18 protein-coding genes are annotated in these 16,908 nt (G+C 54.4%); 6 read left to right on the forward strand and 12 right to left on the reverse strand.

Translation table 11 applies throughout. The annotated features are described in order from the left end of the window. A complete protein-coding gene (locus tag K5E19_RS02330; protein WP_010430338.1) occupies positions 1-237 on the reverse strand; it encodes a DUF1656 domain-containing protein in 237 nt (78 codons plus the stop codon). Between the two features lie 186 nt (positions 238-423). Between K5E19_RS02330 and slyA the strand changes: the two genes are divergently transcribed. After that, complete coding sequence (slyA, locus tag K5E19_RS02335; RefSeq protein ID WP_221549801.1) at positions 424-864, forward strand: transcriptional regulator SlyA; 441 nt, start codon at positions 424-426, stop codon at positions 862-864. 40 nt (positions 865-904) lie between these two features. Here the strand turns inward: slyA and K5E19_RS02340 are convergent, their stop codons facing one another. Together K5E19_RS02340 and slyB are read right to left on the reverse strand one after the other, a co-directional pair. Further along, complete coding sequence (locus K5E19_RS02340; RefSeq protein WP_221549802.1) at positions 905-2,266, reverse strand: GGDEF domain-containing protein; 1,362 nt, start codon at positions 2,264-2,266, stop codon at positions 905-907. A 199-nt stretch (positions 2,267-2,465) separates the two neighbouring features. After that, positions 2,466-2,933: an outer membrane lipoprotein SlyB gene (slyB, locus tag K5E19_RS02345; protein WP_013096912.1), complete on the reverse strand. Its 468-nt coding sequence runs from the start codon at positions 2,931-2,933 to the stop codon at positions 2,466-2,468. A gap of 254 nt (positions 2,934-3,187) precedes the next feature. Between slyB and anmK the strand changes: the two genes are divergently transcribed. The 5 genes from anmK (at position 3,188) to pdxY (ending at position 7,769) form a co-directional block, all read left to right on the forward strand. Beyond that, positions 3,188-4,312 (forward strand): anhydro-N-acetylmuramic acid kinase, encoded by a 1,125-nt coding sequence (gene anmK / locus K5E19_RS02350; RefSeq protein ID WP_108416859.1) that lies wholly within the window; start codon positions 3,188-3,190, stop codon positions 4,310-4,312. 93 nt (positions 4,313-4,405) lie between these two features. Beyond that, the gene (mliC, locus tag K5E19_RS02355) at positions 4,406-4,729 is read left to right on the forward strand and encodes a C-type lysozyme inhibitor (protein WP_221549803.1); all 324 of its coding nucleotides are present in this window, start codon (positions 4,406-4,408) and stop codon (positions 4,727-4,729) included. Between the two features lie 57 nt (positions 4,730-4,786). Beyond that, positions 4,787-5,443 carry a pyridoxamine 5'-phosphate oxidase gene (gene pdxH / locus K5E19_RS02360; RefSeq protein WP_221549804.1) on the forward strand — a complete coding sequence of 219 codons (657 nt, stop codon included), beginning with the start codon at positions 4,787-4,789 and terminating at the stop codon, positions 5,441-5,443. 125 nt (positions 5,444-5,568) lie between these two features. Beyond that, positions 5,569-6,843 carry a tyrosine--tRNA ligase gene (gene tyrS / locus K5E19_RS02365; protein ID WP_032657730.1) on the forward strand — a complete coding sequence of 425 codons (1,275 nt, stop codon included), beginning with the start codon at positions 5,569-5,571 and terminating at the stop codon, positions 6,841-6,843. Between the two features lie 65 nt (positions 6,844-6,908). Next, positions 6,909-7,769: a pyridoxal kinase PdxY gene (pdxY, locus tag K5E19_RS02370; RefSeq protein WP_221549805.1), complete on the forward strand. Its 861-nt coding sequence runs from the start codon at positions 6,909-6,911 to the stop codon at positions 7,767-7,769. A gap of 60 nt (positions 7,770-7,829) precedes the next feature. On the opposite strand, the gene gstA is transcribed toward pdxY, so the two are convergent. The 9 genes from gstA to rsxA all read right to left on the reverse strand — a co-directional run bounded on the left by gstA (position 7,830) and on the right by rsxA (position 16,843). After that, a complete protein-coding gene (gene gstA / locus K5E19_RS02375; RefSeq protein ID WP_221549806.1) occupies positions 7,830-8,435 on the reverse strand; it encodes a glutathione transferase GstA in 606 nt (201 codons plus the stop codon). Positions 8,436-8,544: 109 nt separating this feature from the next. Next, entirely contained in the window at positions 8,545-10,053 is a 1,509-nt protein-coding gene (gene dtpA / locus K5E19_RS02380; RefSeq protein WP_221549807.1) for a dipeptide/tripeptide permease DtpA, read from the reverse strand. A gap of 611 nt (positions 10,054-10,664) precedes the next feature. Then, positions 10,665-11,300: an endonuclease III gene (nth, locus tag K5E19_RS02385; RefSeq protein WP_221549808.1), complete on the reverse strand. Its 636-nt coding sequence runs from the start codon at positions 11,298-11,300 to the stop codon at positions 10,665-10,667. Then, positions 11,297-11,983 carry an electron transport complex subunit E gene (locus K5E19_RS02390; RefSeq protein ID WP_221549809.1) on the reverse strand — a complete coding sequence of 229 codons (687 nt, stop codon included), beginning with the start codon at positions 11,981-11,983 and terminating at the stop codon, positions 11,297-11,299. Before K5E19_RS02390 ends, nth begins: the two co-directional genes overlap by 4 nt. A gap of 2 nt (positions 11,984-11,985) precedes the next feature. Then, positions 11,986-12,606, reverse strand: a complete 621-nt coding sequence (rsxG, locus tag K5E19_RS02395) for an electron transport complex subunit RsxG (protein WP_221549810.1) — start codon at positions 12,604-12,606, stop codon at positions 11,986-11,988. 10 nt (positions 12,607-12,616) lie between these two features. Next, a complete protein-coding gene (gene rsxD, locus K5E19_RS02400) occupies positions 12,617-13,669 on the reverse strand; it encodes an electron transport complex subunit RsxD (protein ID WP_221549811.1) in 1,053 nt (350 codons plus the stop codon). After that, positions 13,670-15,691 carry an electron transport complex subunit RsxC gene (gene rsxC / locus K5E19_RS02405; RefSeq protein ID WP_221549812.1) on the reverse strand — a complete coding sequence of 674 codons (2,022 nt, stop codon included), beginning with the start codon at positions 15,689-15,691 and terminating at the stop codon, positions 13,670-13,672. Next, positions 15,684-16,262 (reverse strand): electron transport complex subunit RsxB, encoded by a 579-nt coding sequence (gene rsxB / locus K5E19_RS02410; protein ID WP_221549813.1) that lies wholly within the window; start codon positions 16,260-16,262, stop codon positions 15,684-15,686. The genes rsxC and rsxB overlap by 8 nt, the downstream gene beginning before the upstream one ends. Then, positions 16,262-16,843 carry an electron transport complex subunit RsxA gene (gene rsxA / locus K5E19_RS02415; RefSeq protein WP_109080963.1) on the reverse strand — a complete coding sequence of 194 codons (582 nt, stop codon included), beginning with the start codon at positions 16,841-16,843 and terminating at the stop codon, positions 16,262-16,264. Before rsxA ends, rsxB begins: the two co-directional genes overlap by 1 nt. Positions 16,844-16,908: the final 65 nt, after the last annotated feature.

Raw genomic sequence — 16,908 nt, forward strand, 5'->3', positions numbered from 1 at the left:
TTACCACACGGTCAACACGGCAAGGCCCAGGCATACGGAAAGGGCAAACAGGGAGAGATCCATCAGCATGGGGTGCCAGATCTCGCCGGAATACATCCAGTCTCGCAGGAGTCGGTGTGCGACAAGCCAGATCGCAAAGCCCACCAGTACGGCTTTAAACAGGGGAGGAAAATAGACTGATGCACCAAAGATCAGGTCCTGGAGGGGTAACCCCGTGGAGTTTAACGAGAACGTCACGAGCAGTGATCCTTTGCAGTGAACTGAGTGCCACAATGGCCTGTCTTACAATGAAATAACATAAGTATTCAGTGTAAATCATACTTTTATTAATGTTGAATGCAGTAATGCATTTGTTTTGGCAATATAAATACTGCACACTATTCTAAAATCAGTATAATAACTTAGCAAGCTAATTATAAGGAGATGAAATTGGAATCGCCATTAGGTTCTGATCTGGCAAGGTTGGTACGCGTCTGGCGTGCTCTGATTGACCATCGCCTGAAACCTCTGGAATTGACACAGACGCATTGGGTCACGCTGCATAACATTCATCAGCTACCGCCCGAGCAGTCGCAAATTCAACTGGCAAAAGCGATCGGTATTGAGCAACCGTCACTGGTGCGTACGCTCGATCAGCTGGAAGAGAAAGGACTCATCTCCCGGCAAACCTGTGCCAGCGATCGTCGCGCGAAGCGGATTAAGCTGACGGAAAAAGCGGCGCCTATCATCACTGAGATGGAGGCCGTTATCAGCAAAACGCGTGGTGAAATCCTGTCGGGGGTATCGCCTGAAGAACTGGAAATGCTCATCAGCCTCATTGGTCGCCTTGAGCAAAACATCCAAGAACTGCAGTCACGCGACTGAGAAGTAAAAAAGGCCTTGCATGAGCAAGGCCTTTCTCTTTTTACTGGAAAATCACCACGCGGTTTCGTCCTCTCTCTTTGGCCTCGTACATCGCCTTATCCGCACTTTCCACACACTTCTCGGCGGTAATGTCCGGCGATGATGCCGTGAAGACGCCCATACTGATCGTAATCGGCTCGGGCAGTTGCCCCTCACTGCTGGCTTTATCAAAGCTGCTTAACTTTATGCGGATGCGTTCAGCGACCTGGCGAGCCTCTTCTGAAGAGGTATTTTCCAGCATCAGGACAAACTCCTCGCCGCCGATACGTGCCGCTATATCTTGCGGTCGTACGGAATCCATCAGCAGGTTAGAGACAAACTGCAGCACTTTGTCTCCCTGCAAGTGCCCGTAGTTGTCGTTGATGCGTTTGAAGCGATCGAGATCGCTGACAATCAACGAAACCGGACGGCTGGCTTTGGCGATCGCCAGCGCCTGATTTAACGAATCATAAAAATAACTGCGGTTATAAAGACGCGTCAGCGGATCGCGAATCGAGTTCTGATAAGACTGCTGATACTTTAAGTGTGATTCACGATACAAATTGAAAACATCGTAAAGCAGGACAAAAATAATAAGCAGCGTCGCGACAGTTTCAAATAAACGGGCGCGATACCATGAATAATCTTCGGCATGCCCACCCACTAACAGCATTGACAATGTGACCACATAACAGACGCAGAGGAAATTCCCCCCGACCCAGAATAGGTTGCGTACGCGCGTAATATACATCAGCGTTGCTAATGTCACTATCCACAGCACAATTAATGAAATATTAATGCACTGGCTCCAGAGAACCATAAACTGGCGGGTTTCATTATCCACCAGGTCGATTGATAAGAAATTTGAATGACTGGAATAGAGCCAGGCCAGAGAAACAACGCAAAGGGTAAAGACAACTAACCCGCTAATAATTGACACATGCGCCAGCCGTGACAGAGGCCGACTACGCGTGGTGTAGAGTAACGCCGAGACGATGATCAGTACCGCCATTAACAGATGGCGGAACATGTAGTAAATCATCGCATCGTTATAGTTGACGACATTGAACTGATAGAGATCCAGCCAGGCCGGGAAACTGGACAGTGTGCCAATCATCAACAGTGCCGAACCGGCAAAGGCGAAGGCGATCGCCACCAGATACAACCGTTTCCTGTCACACCAGTATTTCATTACCATAAAACAGGCAATAAACAGGTGAAATACCAGCAGGAAAATGGTGAGTGTAGGGAATAAAAACGGCGAAAAAGAAGGGATCAATCCCACCAGTTTGATAAACAAAGTCTGTAATATCCCGATGACAACAATGCAACCGAGACAGAACGAGATATAACGAGCTTTTACAGAATGACTGATCGCAAGCATATAGTTTTTAACAAAGTTATAATAAATTAAAAGAGGTAAGTGCGACGAGTCTAATGTATTAATTCAATAAATACTTTGCGCAGAAACAATATCAGATAACATTAATAATAAGTGCAATAAATATATTTTGTAAATATATTCATTTAAATGATGTGTTTTGTAAAGGGATGTGGCCTGAGAGCCACACCCCATGACCAAATTAACGTGGGGAAACGGTCACCTGACTGCCATTGCTCGCCAGAACAACACGTTGGCCTGCAGAGAAGCGGGTGCTGCCCTGTTTCTGTACGACCATAATGGTGCTACCGTCATCTTTGCGGATTTCCAGCTCCACGCCCTGCGTTTTGTTCATTGCACCCTGAACGCCCTGGCCTGCCACGCCACCGGCAACGGCACCTGCTGCTGTCGCCAGCGAACGGCCCGTGCCGCCGCCTACGGTGTTACCAAGGAAGCCGCCCAGAACCGCACCGCCGATGGCACCCATTACGTTGTTTTCATCGCCGCCCTGAATTTGAACAGGACGCGCATTAACAATAGTACCGTAAGTCACGTTCTGAACTTGCTTAGCCTCAGAAGCGCTATAGACGTCGCCGGAAAGTGAACTGTCATTCACACAACCAGCGAGTGTTAAACCAATCAGCGAAACGCCCAGTACACGTAAAATCATTTGAATCTCCTGTTCACCAAAAACGCCCGGTACGGGCATCCATTATGGCTAAATTATATGGCATTACGGGCCATAGTTCATATCTTTGCACCAACAATCAGAAAATTGTACTTGTATTTGGCTTAACGGAAGATAAACGGACTTCCCGCGTGCCGCCTGTCTGACATTGTTAAAAAATATTATCTCTGCATAGTAAAGCACCGCTGTTTATGGTGGAGTGGATATCCTTAGCCCACTCAACGTAAGGAAAGCGCATGAAATCGGGTCGCTATATCGGTGTGATGTCTGGCACCAGTCTTGACGGTGTTGATGTCGTTCTGGCCGCTATTGATGAAAACATGGTGGCACAGCAGGCGAGTCTGACCTGGCCTATCCCCGTTTCGCTTAAAGAAGACATTCTGAGCATTTGTCAGGGTCAGCAACTGACGCTTTCACAGCTGGGACAGCTCGACGTGCGCCTGGGTGCGCTGTTTGCAGAGGCGGTTTTAGCCCTGATGCGAAAAGAGAATCTGCAGCCGCAGGATGTGGTCGCCATTGGTTGTCATGGTCAGACCGTCTGGCATGAGCCTACCGGCGACGCGCCGCACACGTTGCAAATCGGTGATAATAATCAGATTGTGGCAAAAACGGGTGTCACCGTGGTGGGCGATTTTCGTCGTCGCGATATTGCGCTGGGCGGGCAGGGTGCGCCGCTGGTGCCTGCGTTCCATCACGCGTTGCTGGCTCATCCGGTTGAGCGCCGTATGGTGCTTAACATTGGCGGGATTGCAAACCTGTCGATGCTGATCCCTGGCCAGCCCGTGCGCGGGTACGATACGGGGCCGGGCAATATGCTAATGGATGCCTGGATCTGGCGTCAGTGCGGTAAGCCCTACGATAAAGACGCGGAGTGGGCCAGCGAAGGCAAAGTCATTCTTCCGCTGCTGCAGTCCATGCTAAGCGATCCCTGGTTTGCGCTACCTGCGCCGAAGAGTACGGGGCGCGAGTATTTCAACTACGGCTGGCTTGAGCGCCAGCTGGCGCAGTTCCCAGCGCTGGCACCGCAGGATGTTCAGGCCACGCTGACCGAACTGACCGCCGTGTCGATATCGGAACAGGTTCTGCTCAGCGGAGGGTGCGAACGTCTGCTGGTCTGCGGCGGAGGGAGCCGGAATCCGCTGGTGATGGCGCGTCTGGCGGGGCTACTGCCGGGTACTGAAGTCACCACAACGGATGAAGCCGGGATCAGCGGTGATGATATGGAAGCGCTGGCCTTCGCCTGGCTTGCCTGGCGTACCGTTGCAGGCTTGCCGGGTAATTTACCTTCTGTCACCGGTGCGCGGGAGGCGAGCGTCCTCGGGGCGATTTTCCCGGCAAATCCTCGTCATAATCAGAGTTAACTGAAATTCAGCGCGGCGTGTCGTCGTTAGAATGGAATGAAACAGGAGGGCAGCCATGCCCTCCAGGACCAGGAAAGTCTTCGGAATACGCCCATGAAAAAACTTCTTCTTATTGCCGCGCCTTTATTGCTGTCAGGATGCAGCGTCTATAACCAGTTCCTTGAGCGCATGCAGACCGATACGCTGGAGTATCGTTGCGACGAAAAACCGCTGACGGTGAAGCTGAATAACCCGCGTCAGGAAGCCAGCTTTGTTTACGACAACAAATTGCTGACCCTGAAACAGGGGATGTCGGCTTCCGGGGCGCGTTATACCGACGGGATTTACGTGTTCTGGTCGAAAGGTGACAGTGCAACGGTCTACAAGCGTGACCGCATTGTGCTGAACAATTGCCAGCTCGAAAATCCGAAGCGTTGAGATTTTTACAGGGGCGGCGCACAATAGCGCCTCCCACTCTCAATGTCAGCTAACGCCATGTCAGATAACGACGAACTGCAGCAAATTGCGCATCTGCGCCGTGAATACACCAAAGGCGGCCTGCGTCGCCAGGATCTTCCCGCTGAACCCCTTGTGCTTTTCGAACGCTGGCTGAAACAGGCCTGCGAAGCGAAACTCGCCGACCCCACCGCCATGGTTGTCGCGACGGTTGATGAAAACGGTCAACCGTATCAGCGCATCGTATTGCTCAAGCATTATGACGAGAAAGGGCTGGTGTTCTACACCAACCTGGGCAGCCGCAAAGCGCACCATTTAGAAAACAATCCTCGCATCAGCCTGCTGTTTCCGTGGCACATGCTGGAGCGTCAGGTGATGGTGACCGGCAAAGCGGAACGTCTCTCGACGCTGGAAGTGGTGAAGTATTTCCACAGCCGCCCGCGCGACAGCCAGATTGGCGCCTGGGTTTCAAAACAGTCCAGCCGTATTTCTGCCCGCGGCGTGCTGGAAAGCAAATTCCTCGAGCTCAAACAGAAGTTCCAGCAGGGTGAAGTGCCGCTGCCAAGCTTCTGGGGCGGTTTCCGCATCCCCATTGAGCAGATGGAGTTCTGGCAGGGGGGCGAGCACCGCCTGCACGACCGCTTTTTATACCAGCGCGACGGCGGCGGCTGGAAAATCGACAGACTGGCACCGTAATCCCCGAAATTTGTTGATTTAAGCGCTAGCGCACACCGCGCTAGCGCTTTATTCTATGGTCCTTTCGCATCAGGCGAAAAGTCGTGTACCGGCAAAGGTGCAGTCGTTTATACATGGAGAATTTGATGGCAAGCAGTAACTTGATTAAACAATTGCAAGAGCGGGGCCTCGTGGCCCAGGTGACGGACGAGGAAGCGTTAGCAGAGCGACTGGCGCAAGGCCCGATCGCGCTCTATTGCGGCTTCGATCCCACCGCTGACAGCTTGCACTTGGGGCATCTTGTTCCATTGTTATGCCTGAAACGCTTCCAGATGGCGGGCCATAAGCCTGTTGCCCTGGTGGGCGGCGCGACCGGTCTGATTGGTGACCCAAGCTTCAAAGCCGCTGAGCGTAAACTGAACACCGAAGACACCGTGCAGGAGTGGGTGGATAAAATCCGCAAACAGGTGGCACCGTTCCTCGACTTCAACTGTGGCGACAACTCCGCAATTGCTGCTAACAACTACGACTGGTTTGGTGGCATGAACGTGCTGACCTTCCTGCGTGATATCGGCAAGCACTTCTCTGTTAACCAGATGATTAACAAAGAAGCCGTGAAGCAGCGTCTGAACCGTGACGACCAGGGTATCTCCTTTACCGAGTTCTCCTACAACCTGCTGCAAGGCTATGACTTTGCCTGCCTGAACAAACTGCACGGCGTTTCCCTGCAGATTGGCGGTTCCGATCAGTGGGGTAACATCACCTCCGGTATCGATCTGACCCGCCGTCTGCATCAGAATCAGGTCTTCGGTCTGACCGTTCCGCTGATCACCAAAGCCGACGGCACCAAATTCGGTAAGACAGAAGGCGGCGCGGTGTGGCTCGATCCGAAGAAAACCAGCCCGTACAAATTCTACCAGTTCTGGATCAACACGGCGGATGCCGATGTTTATCGCTTCCTGAAGTTCTTCACCTTTATGGACATTGAAGAAATCAATGCGCTGGAAGAAGAAGACAAGAACAGCGGTAAAGCACCGCGCGCGCAGTACGTGCTGGCGGACGAAGTGACCAAACTGGTTCATGGTGAAGAAGGTCTGGCTGCGGCAAAACGCATTACCGCAAGCCTGTTCAACGGTACCCTGAGCGATCTGAGCGAAGCGGACTTCGAACAGCTGGCGCAGGACGGCGTGCCAATGGTTGAGATGGAAAAAGGGGCTGACCTGATGCAGGCGCTGGTGGACTCTGAGCTGCAGCCGTCTCGCGGTCAGGCGCGTAAAACCATCGCGTCTAACGCCATCACTATCAACGGTGAGAAGCAGGCTGACCCGGAATACACCTTCGTTGACGGCGATCGTCTGTACGGACGTTACACGCTGCTGCGTCGCGGCAAGAAAAATTACTGTCTGGTCTGCTGGAAGTAATTAAAAGTACGCAGGGGCGTGGGAAACCACGCCCCTTTTGTTTTTACAGGGTTTGGTAAGAAAAAATGAACAACATCCTCGCCATCCAGTCCCACGTTGTTTTTGGGCATGCTGGCAACAGCGCCGCGGAATTCCCGATGCGCCGCCTCGGTGCCAACGTCTGGCCCCTCAATACCGTACAGTTCTCGAACCACACGCAATACGGCAAATGGACCGGCTGCGTGATGCCGCCATCGCATCTGACGGATGTTGTGCAGGGTATTGCCGAAATCGACCAGCTCAGGCGCTGTGACGCCGTCCTGAGCGGTTACCTCGGCTCAGCAGAGCAGGGTGAGCACATTCTGGGGATCGTCCGTCAGGTGAAAGCGGCAAATCCGGCGGCAAAGTACTTTTGCGATCCGGTCATGGGCCATCCTGAAAAGGGCTGCATTGTCGCGCCGGGCGTAGCCGAGTTTCACGTCCGCCACGCGCTTCCTGCCAGCGATATTATTGCGCCAAATCTGATCGAGCTTGAAATCCTCTGCGAGCATCCGGTTAACAGCGTAGAAGAAGCTGTAAGCGCCTCTCGCGAGCTAATTGCTCAGGGGCCTGAGATTGTCCTGGTGAAGCACCTCGCGCGTGCAGGGTTAAGCCAGGACCGTTTTGAGATGCTGCTGGTCACCAGGGACGAAGCATGGCACATCAGCCGTCCGCTGGTGGATTTTGGCATGCGTCAACCGGTAGGTGTCGGTGATGTGACCAGCGGCCTGTTGCTGGTGAAATTACTGCAGGGCGCGACGCTGCGCGATGCGCTGGAGCATGTGACCGCAGCAGTTTATGAAATTATGATTGCGACGAAAAACATGCAGGAATATGAGCTGCAGGTGGTGGCAGCACAGGATCGTATCGCGAAGCCGGAGCACTATTTCAGCGCAACCCAATTGTAAGAGCAGGGATATTGTAGGCCGGGTAAGCGCAGCGCCACCCGGCAATACAAAGCGCTCGGATTAATTCAACCCTTCCGCTTTCAGCGCTGTTGCAACCGCAGGGCGCGCCGCTACGCGTTCCATATACGACGCAATATGATCTAACCCTTCCAGGTTCAGCTTCACCGCGCGCGCCCAGCGCAGAACGGTAAACAGATACGCATCAGCAATGGTGAAACGCGCGCCGCAGATCCACTGTTCGTCTTTCAGTGATTCATTAATGTACTGCATCTTTTTCTCAAGCAGCGCACGTACGGTCGGTTTGTACTCTTCCGGCGTATCCGGGCGGAACAGCGGCGTAAAGCCTTTGTGCAGCTCGGTCGCGATGTAGTTAAGCCACTCAAGGGTTTTATAGCGAGAGATACTGCCTGTCGGTGCCAGCAGTTGGCGATCCGGCACATTGTCTGCCAGGTACTGCATAATCGCCACGCCTTCGGTCAGCAGCGTACCGTCATCCAGCAGCAGGGCCGGAACTTGTCCTTTCGGGTTGATCGCAAAAAAATCATCGCCGTTTTCGAGGCGCTTTTTCATCAGATCAACGCCGTCCAGCGTGAAATCTTTGCCGCTCTCGCGAAGAGTGATATGGGAAGCAAGAGAGCAGGCGCCCGGTTTGTAGAACAGTTTCATCGGTAACTCCTTTTTGCTGAGGTTTCAGCTATGGTAGTGCGCGTTCGGGTAAAAAAAAAGCCGCTAATGCTTTAGCGGCTTCTTTCCGTTCAGTCGTTTCCCGATGACATTACGCGGTAGCGGTTTCGGTCGCTTTAGACGTTTTGTCGTCGTCCTGAGTCATACGATTCAGCTTAGGCGCGGTCAGCAGCATCAGCGCAGCGATAACCGCGGTAGCGATACCAATCTGCATGAAGACAGTACCGTACACGTTCAGGGAAAGCAGTGGGTCAGTCACGTTTTCCGGAACCGCCATCAGGTTAGCAATTTTACCTGCAATGATTGCCGCACCCGCAGTGGTCAGGAACCAGCTACCCATGATGAAGCCCATCAGTCGCTGTGGCACCAGCTGTGCAACCATCGCCAGGCCCAGACCGGAGATCATCAGCTCACCGATAGACTGCAGGGCATAGCTCAGGATCAGCCAGTTAACGGAGACGATACCCGCGTCGGATGCAAACTTGGTCCCCAGCGGCAGCACCAGGAAGGCGCAAGAACACAGCACCATGCCCACGGCGAACTTGTGCGGCATTGGCAGACGGTCGCCCATCTTGTTATAGATAGCGGCCAGAATCGGGGAACCAATCATGATCCAGAACGGGTTCAGAGCCTGGAACTGCTCAGGTTCGAACGCAATACCGAGGATGGAATGTTCAACGTTACGGATAGCGAAGAAGTTCAGAGAGGTCGGCATCTGGCTGTACAGCACGAAGAAGATAATCGCTTCCAGCATCAGGATGAAGGCGACAATCATCTTACGACGTGCAGCGCCCTGCATGGCGAAGGCTTCTTTTGCAAAGATGCAGACGATACCCAGCGCAACCACGCCCAGAACGGCACGAGCAACGCCCTGGTTGTGCAGCAGCCAGGTCGCGATTGCGGCGAGGATCACAACACCAACGATCGTTGCCAGCAGTTTACCCATGTGAACCGGTTCGAAGTCTGGCTTAGAACCGTAGTCTTTAACCCAGCTGCGGCAGAAGAGGAAGTTCACAACGGTGATCAGCATACCCACGAAGCTCAGCGCAAAGGCCACGCTCCAGCCGAATTTCGCTGCCAGCCATGGCGTTGCCAGCATGGAGAAGAATGAGCCGATGTTGATGGACATGTAGTACATGGTAAATGCACCGTCCAGGCGTGGGTCATCTTTGTTGTAGCAGGTAGAGAGCAGGGAGGACGGGTTCGCTTTGAACAGACCGTTACCGACGGCAATCGTCGCCATACCCATATAGACCACAGCCGCATCGTGTCCAGACCATGCAACCAGACCATAGCCAATCGCCAGGACAATGGCGCCCAGCATAATGACGCGTTTGGTGCCGAGGACTTTGTCACCCAGCCAGCCGCCGATGGCAACCAGACCGTACACCAGGGCACTGAAGGAGGAGAACAGCGTGATGGAATCCGCTTCGGACATACCCAGTTGTTTAACCAGGTAAACCGCCATGATCCCTTGCAGGCCGTAATAACCAAAACGCTCCCATAACTCGATAGAGAAGATGAGATAGAACGCTTTCGGCTGTTTAAAAGCGTTGAGACTCACGCTTTCATTTGTTGGTTTATTGTTTGCAGTAGACACATATACCTCTTTTTTTACATCCCATATTAACGGGGGTGTTCATAGCGTGATGACCGTAGTCCATCCGCTTTATAGTTATATTGGGAGGGGAAACGGCGGGTAATGTTCACTATCCTGACCCATCTGGCAATATGTTTGAAATACTCTGTTACATTTAACTGGGGTGGTATAATCCACGGGTCACACAAATGTTATTCAGCGTTAAATTTCACACGTTGCGTTTTGTTGGTTTTTTTCACTGCCCGAAACCCCTCTTCAGTCCGTTATGGCGATATGTTCTGCTATTTGACCTTTAATGTAGTGATATAGCCCATAATCTGAAAAATGACTGGTCTTATATGCGGTAAATGAACGGTTAATTCTTGCCGGACAAAGGTTTTGCGGGGTGTTTGACAACAAAAATCCAACATGACGTTATCAGAGTGATCTTGATCACAGATGTATAGAAATTTTTGGTGATGAAAAAACTATTAACCTGTTTGAGTGTTAAATAGCCGAATAATCCATAAGGCGTGGCAGCGTAAAAACGAACAAATTACGGTCAAAAGAAAGGAAGGTAGATGACCTTCCTTCTGTAGGGTTTTGATTCAGGAATAAAAACGGGAAAGCGATCAGGGATAGACCTTTTCTTTATATTCGCAAAGATCTTCGATGGTGCAGGAGCCGCAGCGAGGCTTGCGTGCGATGCAGGTATAACGGCCATGCAAAATCAGCCAGTGATGGCAGTCGACCTTAAATTCCGCCGGAACGACCTTTAATAACTTCTCTTCTACCTGCTCAACGTTTTTGCCTGGCGCAAAGTTGGTGCGGTTGGAAACGCGGAAGATGTGCGTATCGACGGCGATAGTTGGCCAGCCGAACGCCGTATTGAGCACCACGTTCGCCGTTTTGCGTCCGACGCCGGGCAGGGCCTCCAGCGCGGCGCGATCCTCCGGCACTTCGCCTCCGTGCTGTTCCAGCAGGATCCGGCAGGTTTTAATCACGTTTTCGGCCTTGCTGTTAAACAGGCCGATGGTTTTGATATACGACTTCACGCCTTCGACGCCTAACTCAAGCATCGCTTTCGGCGTATTAGCTACCGGATAAAGCAGGGCAGTGGCTTTATTGACGCTCACATCGGTAGCCTGTGCAGAGAGCAACACGGCGATCAGCAGCTCAAACGGGGAGGTAAAATTCAGCTCCGTCGTCGGGTGCGGGTTCTCGTCCCGCAGACGGGTCAGGATCGCAATGCGCTTTTCTTTATTCATGAAGCCTTCTCGGGTGTCCCTTCCAGAGCGCTACGCTCAGCCGCGCGGCGCTTACGTTTTTCATCAATCACGTATTTTATCGCCAGCATCATGCCAAGGCCAATAAAAGCACCCGGCGGCAGCATGGCCAGCAGGAATGGCGTATCGGTGTGGAACACTTCAATACGCAACGCTTTTGCCCATCCGCCCAGCAGCGCATCTGCGCCATCGAAGAGTGTCCCGTTCCCCAGAATTTCACGCATGGAGCCGAGGACGAACATGGCGGCAGTCGCGCCCATACCGATGGAAAAACCATCCAGAGCGGAAATCGCGGGGTTGTTTTTAACCGCGAAAGCCTCAGCACGGCCAACGACGATACAGTTAGTCACGATCAGCGGAATAAAAATCCCGAGCGACTGGTACAGGCCAAACGCGTAAGCGTTAATCAGCATTTGCACCACGCTAACCACCGACGCAATGATCATCACGTAAATCGGGATGCGGATTTCTGAGGGTGTCCAGCGGCGCAAAACGGAAATAGAGAAGTTGGTCAGGGTTAGCACCAGCGTGGTTGCCAGTCCCAGCCCGAGCGCGTTGGTGGCGGTGGACGTTACTGCCAGCAGCGGGCAGAGCCCCAGCAACTGTACCAGCGCGGAGTTGTTCTTCCACAGCCCCTGAACAATAACCTCTTTAACCTGGCTCATGGTCACTCCTCACAGGCCGGAAGATTGTTAATCTGCGCAGGCAGCGTTTCGGCATACAGCCCGGCGCGTTTTACGGCGTTTACCACGGCGCGGGGCGTGATGGTCGCGCCCGTGAACTGGTCGAACTCACCGCCGTCTTTCTTCACCGCAAACGCTGCGTCATTTTCACCGTGGATCACTTTACCGGCAAAGTGCAAAATCCAGTCGCTTAAGCGCGTTTCTATTTTATCGCCAAGGCCCGGCGTTTCGTGATGCTCCGTCACACGGGTACCCAGTACGGTACCGGAGAAATCGCTGCCGACGAGCAGTTGAATCGCTCCGGAATAACCGTCAGGGGCGGTGGTTTCCATGACTGCGCCCACCGGCCGATCCCCTTTGCGGGCGATAAAGACGCGGTGCGTGCCTTTCCCAAGCTGCGGCGCGTCTACAACAAAGCAGCTTTTCTGCAGGTCATTATCGTAGAAGTCAGAGGGGATCACCTGATCAAACAGCGCTTTTTGCTGCTTTGCCGCCTGCTCATCAATCGTCGATTTGGTCAGCTCGTTCACCAGCGCCGTCAGGCCGGTCAGTACCGCAGCGAAAATAGCCAGCGTGACGCCGTGTTTTTGCATGGTCTTTAACATGGCGAAACCCTTATCGATGACCATACACGCGCGGACGCGTGTAGTAGTCGATGAGCGGAACGGTAATGTTGGCGAGCAGAACGGCGAATGCTACCCCATCCGGATAACCGCCAAAGCTGCGAATCAGCCACACCAGCAGACCCGCCAGCGCGCCGAAGATCAGACGGCCACGATTGGTGGTCGACGCCGTAACCGGGTCGGTAAGAATAAAGAATGCACCCAGCATGGTCGCGCCGGAGAGCAGATGCATCTGCGGGCTGGCCAGTGACTCAGGAGAGAAAACCCAGCCCAGCGTCGAACAGACCGCCAGCGTCACGAGGAAGCTGACCGGAATATGCCAGCGAATGGCTTTCTGCTGCAGCAGGAACAGGCCGCCGAGCAGATACGCAAGGTTTACCCACTGCCAGCCTGCACCGGCCAGCATGCCGCTGTAGATGGCGGATTTCATGATCTGCTCTACGTTATGCCCGGCATGCAGGGACGTTTTAAAGGTATCGAGAGGCGTCGCCTGGCTGATACCGTCCACGCCCATACGCAGCGCGTTCATATCCGCGCCGAGGGCCGTATGGCCGGTCAGGATAACGTGCAGGGCATCCATAAAGCCTGGGACCGTGGCGGCAATTTCATGGGGTGGCAACCAGCTGGTCATCTGCACCGGGAAGGAGATCAGCAGCACAACGTAGCCGATCATTGCCGGGTTAAACGGGTTATGCCCGAGCCCGCCGTACAGCTGCTTGGCGATGATCACCGCAAATACGGTTCCGAGCACCACCATCCACCATGGGGCAAAAGGGGGAATACTGATCGCCAGCAGCAGCCCGGTCAGTAACGCGGAGTTGTCGGCGAGAATGCGGGAGACCGCCATTTTGCGCAGCTTAAGCACGAGCGCTTCCGCCGCTAACGCGCTGGCGCAACCAAGGACCAACTGGAAAAGGGTTCCCCAGCCGAAAAACCAGCACTGAACGGCGATGCCCGGCAGCGCCGCCAGGCAGACGAGCATCATGATGCGCGATGTCTGGCGCTGGTTATGGGTGTAAGGGGAACTTGCGATTCTGAAAACCATTTAGTCCTCGTTAACTGCTTGTTGTGCGGCTTTCTTCGCCTGAACGCGCGCAATCGCGGCGGCGACAGCGGCTTTGCGTGGATCGTCGTTTGCGGCCTGCGGCTGCTCTTCCTGCTGGGCGGCTTTACGCGCCTTGGCCCGAGCGATAGCGGCTTCGACAGCGGCTTTGCGAGGGTCAACCGGCACTTCGGGCTCTGCAGTTTGCGCCTGCTGTGCTGCTTTACGCGCTTTCGCGCGTGCGATGGCCGCTTCGACCGCAGCCTTACGCGGATCCTCTGCGTCTTTCTCAACAACCACGTCCTGCTGGCCAGCTTTACGGGCTTTGGCACGGGCAATCGCCGCTTCAACCGCCGCTTTACGCGGATCGACACTCGTTTCCGGCTGGGCAGTTTCTGCTTTCTCTGCCTGACGGGCGCGAGCCTGGGCCTTGCGCGCTTCACGGGCCGCAATCGCTTCGCTGTTATCCGGCTTTTCGCCTGCCGGGATCACCAGGGTTTGCGCTGCGGTGGCTTTTTTCTCCCGCACGCGCGCCAGTGCGGCGTTGATAGCGTCCTGATCTTTCTCACCTGGCTGAACGGCAGCCTGCTTATGGCGTTCCTGGCGGGCGACTTTTTCGCGTTCCAGTCGCGCCTGACGGGCTTCAAAGCGCGCTTTGGCTTCGGCCGCGCGCTTTTCTTCCATTGAGATGGCATAAATCTCGGCCTTCTCCTGACGGAAGTATTGCACCAGCGGAATATTGCTTGGGCAGACCCAGGCGCATGCACCGCATTCAATGCAGTCGGCGAGATTGTGGGCTTGCGCTTTGTCGTGCAGCTGGCCTTTGCTGTACCAGTACAGCTGCTGCGGCAGCAGATCCGCCGGGCATGCATCAGCACAGGCGCTGCAGCGGATGCAGCCTTTTTCTTCCTGTTGCTCACCCATCTCGGTCGGAGAGGGGGCAAGCAGACAGTTAGTAATTTTGACGACCGGAACGTCCAGCCACGGCAGGGTAAAGCCCATCAGCGGGCCGCCCATGATCACCATCTGGTCGCTGCCAGGGCAAAACCCGGCCTGCTCCAGCAAATGACGCACCGGCGTACCCAGACGCGCCCAGACGTTGCCCGGACGGGAAACCGATTCACCGGTCAACGTCACCACACGCTCGGTTAGCGGCTCGCCGTCAATCACCGCACGTTTTACCGCATACGCCGTTCCGACGTTTTGCATCAGCACGCCGATGTCAGAGGAGCGGCCACCGTGCGGAACTTGTTTACCGGTGAGGATCTGGGTCAGCTGCTTTGCACCGCCAGACGGGTACTTGGTCGGGATAACGCGCAGGCTAATATCGTGGCAACCTGCCAGCACGGCCCGCAGCATGGAAATGGCCTGCGGTTTATTGTCTTCAATGCCGATCAGCACTTCTTGTGGCTGCAGAATATGGGCGAGGATGCGAATACCTTCCACCACCTGGGCAGCACAGTCCTGCATCAAACGGTCATCGGCGGTGATATAAGGTTCGCATTCCGCAGCGTTGATAATCAGCGTGTTAATTTTGTCGCCACCGCCGCGCAGTTTGGTACCCGTCGGGAAACCCGCGCCGCCAAGACCGGCCACGCCGAACTGATGAACACGTTCAATCAACTCTTCGCGGCTGCGTGAGCGGTAATCGCTCCAGCCGTCACGGTCGATCCAGCGGTCTTCGCCGTCGGCTTCAATAATTACGCTCAGTTCAGACAGCGCAGAAGGGTGCGCGACGGTATGTGGGGCGATCGACACCACTTTACCGGAGGTTGGAGCGTGTACCGGCAGCATCCGTCCCCGACCAAAGGTCAGCGGCTGGCCGCGAAGAACAGTATCGCCTTCTTTTACGCAAAGCTCGCCTTCCGCGCCGATATGCTGTTTGAGCGGCATCACGTAACGCGTCGCCAGCGGAATTTGCCGCAGCGGCGTGCCGTTGGACTGGGTTTTCATCTCCGGGGGATGGATACCGCCGTCGAAGTCCCAAATCTTCTCTTTTCTGAAAGCAGAAAATAACTTAAGCATGTTGTTCCACAGGAATATTGCGAACCGGAATGGCCTGAAGATCCCACTTCCAGCTTTCGGTAGTCGTTTCAACCGGGCGCAGCTCGATACATTGCGTCGGGCAGGGGGCCACGCAGAGGTTACAGCCGGTGCAGAGGTCCGCCACGACGGTGTGCATGGCGCGGGTTGCGCCGACAATGGCGTCAACCGGGCAGGCCTGAATACATTTGGTGCAGCCGATGCAGTTCGCTTCGTCGATCACCGCGAGGGCGCGAACCGGCTCCTGTACATCGGCATCGCCGTCGACGGGCTGCGGGTCAACGTTGAGCAGGGCAGCAATTTTGAGCATCACCGCTTCGCCGCCGGGTGCACAGCGGTTAATTTTTTCACCCTGCACGCCTACCGCTTCGGCATAAGGCCGACAGCCGGGGTAGCCGCATTGCCCACACTGGCTTTGCGGCAGCAGTTCGTCAATTTTTTCAACAACGGGATCGTCCTCAACCGCGAAACGGCGGGAGGCGTAACCCAGAATCAGGCCAAACACCAACCCCAGCACGCTGATGGAGGCGATGGCAATCCAGATAGCACTCATTACAACTTCACCAGACCACTAAAGCCCATAAAGGCCAGAGACATTAAACCGGCGGTCACCAGTGCAATGGCATTGCCGCGGAAGGGCGCGGGAATGTCCGCAGCGGCCAGACGCTCGCGTATTGACGCGAACAGCACCATAACGAATGAGAAACCGACGGCGGCGGAAAAACCGTACAGCGCCGACTGCATAAAGTTATGGCCGAGGTTGATGTTCAGCAGCGCCACCCCGAGTACGGCACAGTTGGTGGTGATCAGCGGCAGGAAGATACCCAGCAGACGATAGAGCGCCGGGCTGGTTTTGCGCACCACCATTTCGGTAAATTGCACGACGACCGCAATGACCAGAATAAAGGACAAGGTGCGCAAATAGATCATGTCCAGCGGGATCAGGATCCAGGTATCAATCAACCATGCGCAGATGGACGCCATCGTCATGACGAAGGTCGTCGCCAGCCCCATGCCCATCGCAGTCTCCAGTTTTTTGGAAACCCCCATAAAAGGACACAGGCCAAGAAACTTCACCAGAACGAAGTTGTTAACCAGCACAGTGCCGACAAAGAGCAGTAAGTAATCGGTCATTATTTAGCCTGAAATAAAAAAGCCGCCTATTATCGGACAAAGCACGACAGGCGACAACAGGTTAA

Source organism: Enterobacter sp. RIT637 (assembly GCF_019718755.1).
Lineage (GTDB): Bacteria > Pseudomonadota > Gammaproteobacteria > Enterobacterales > Enterobacteriaceae > Enterobacter.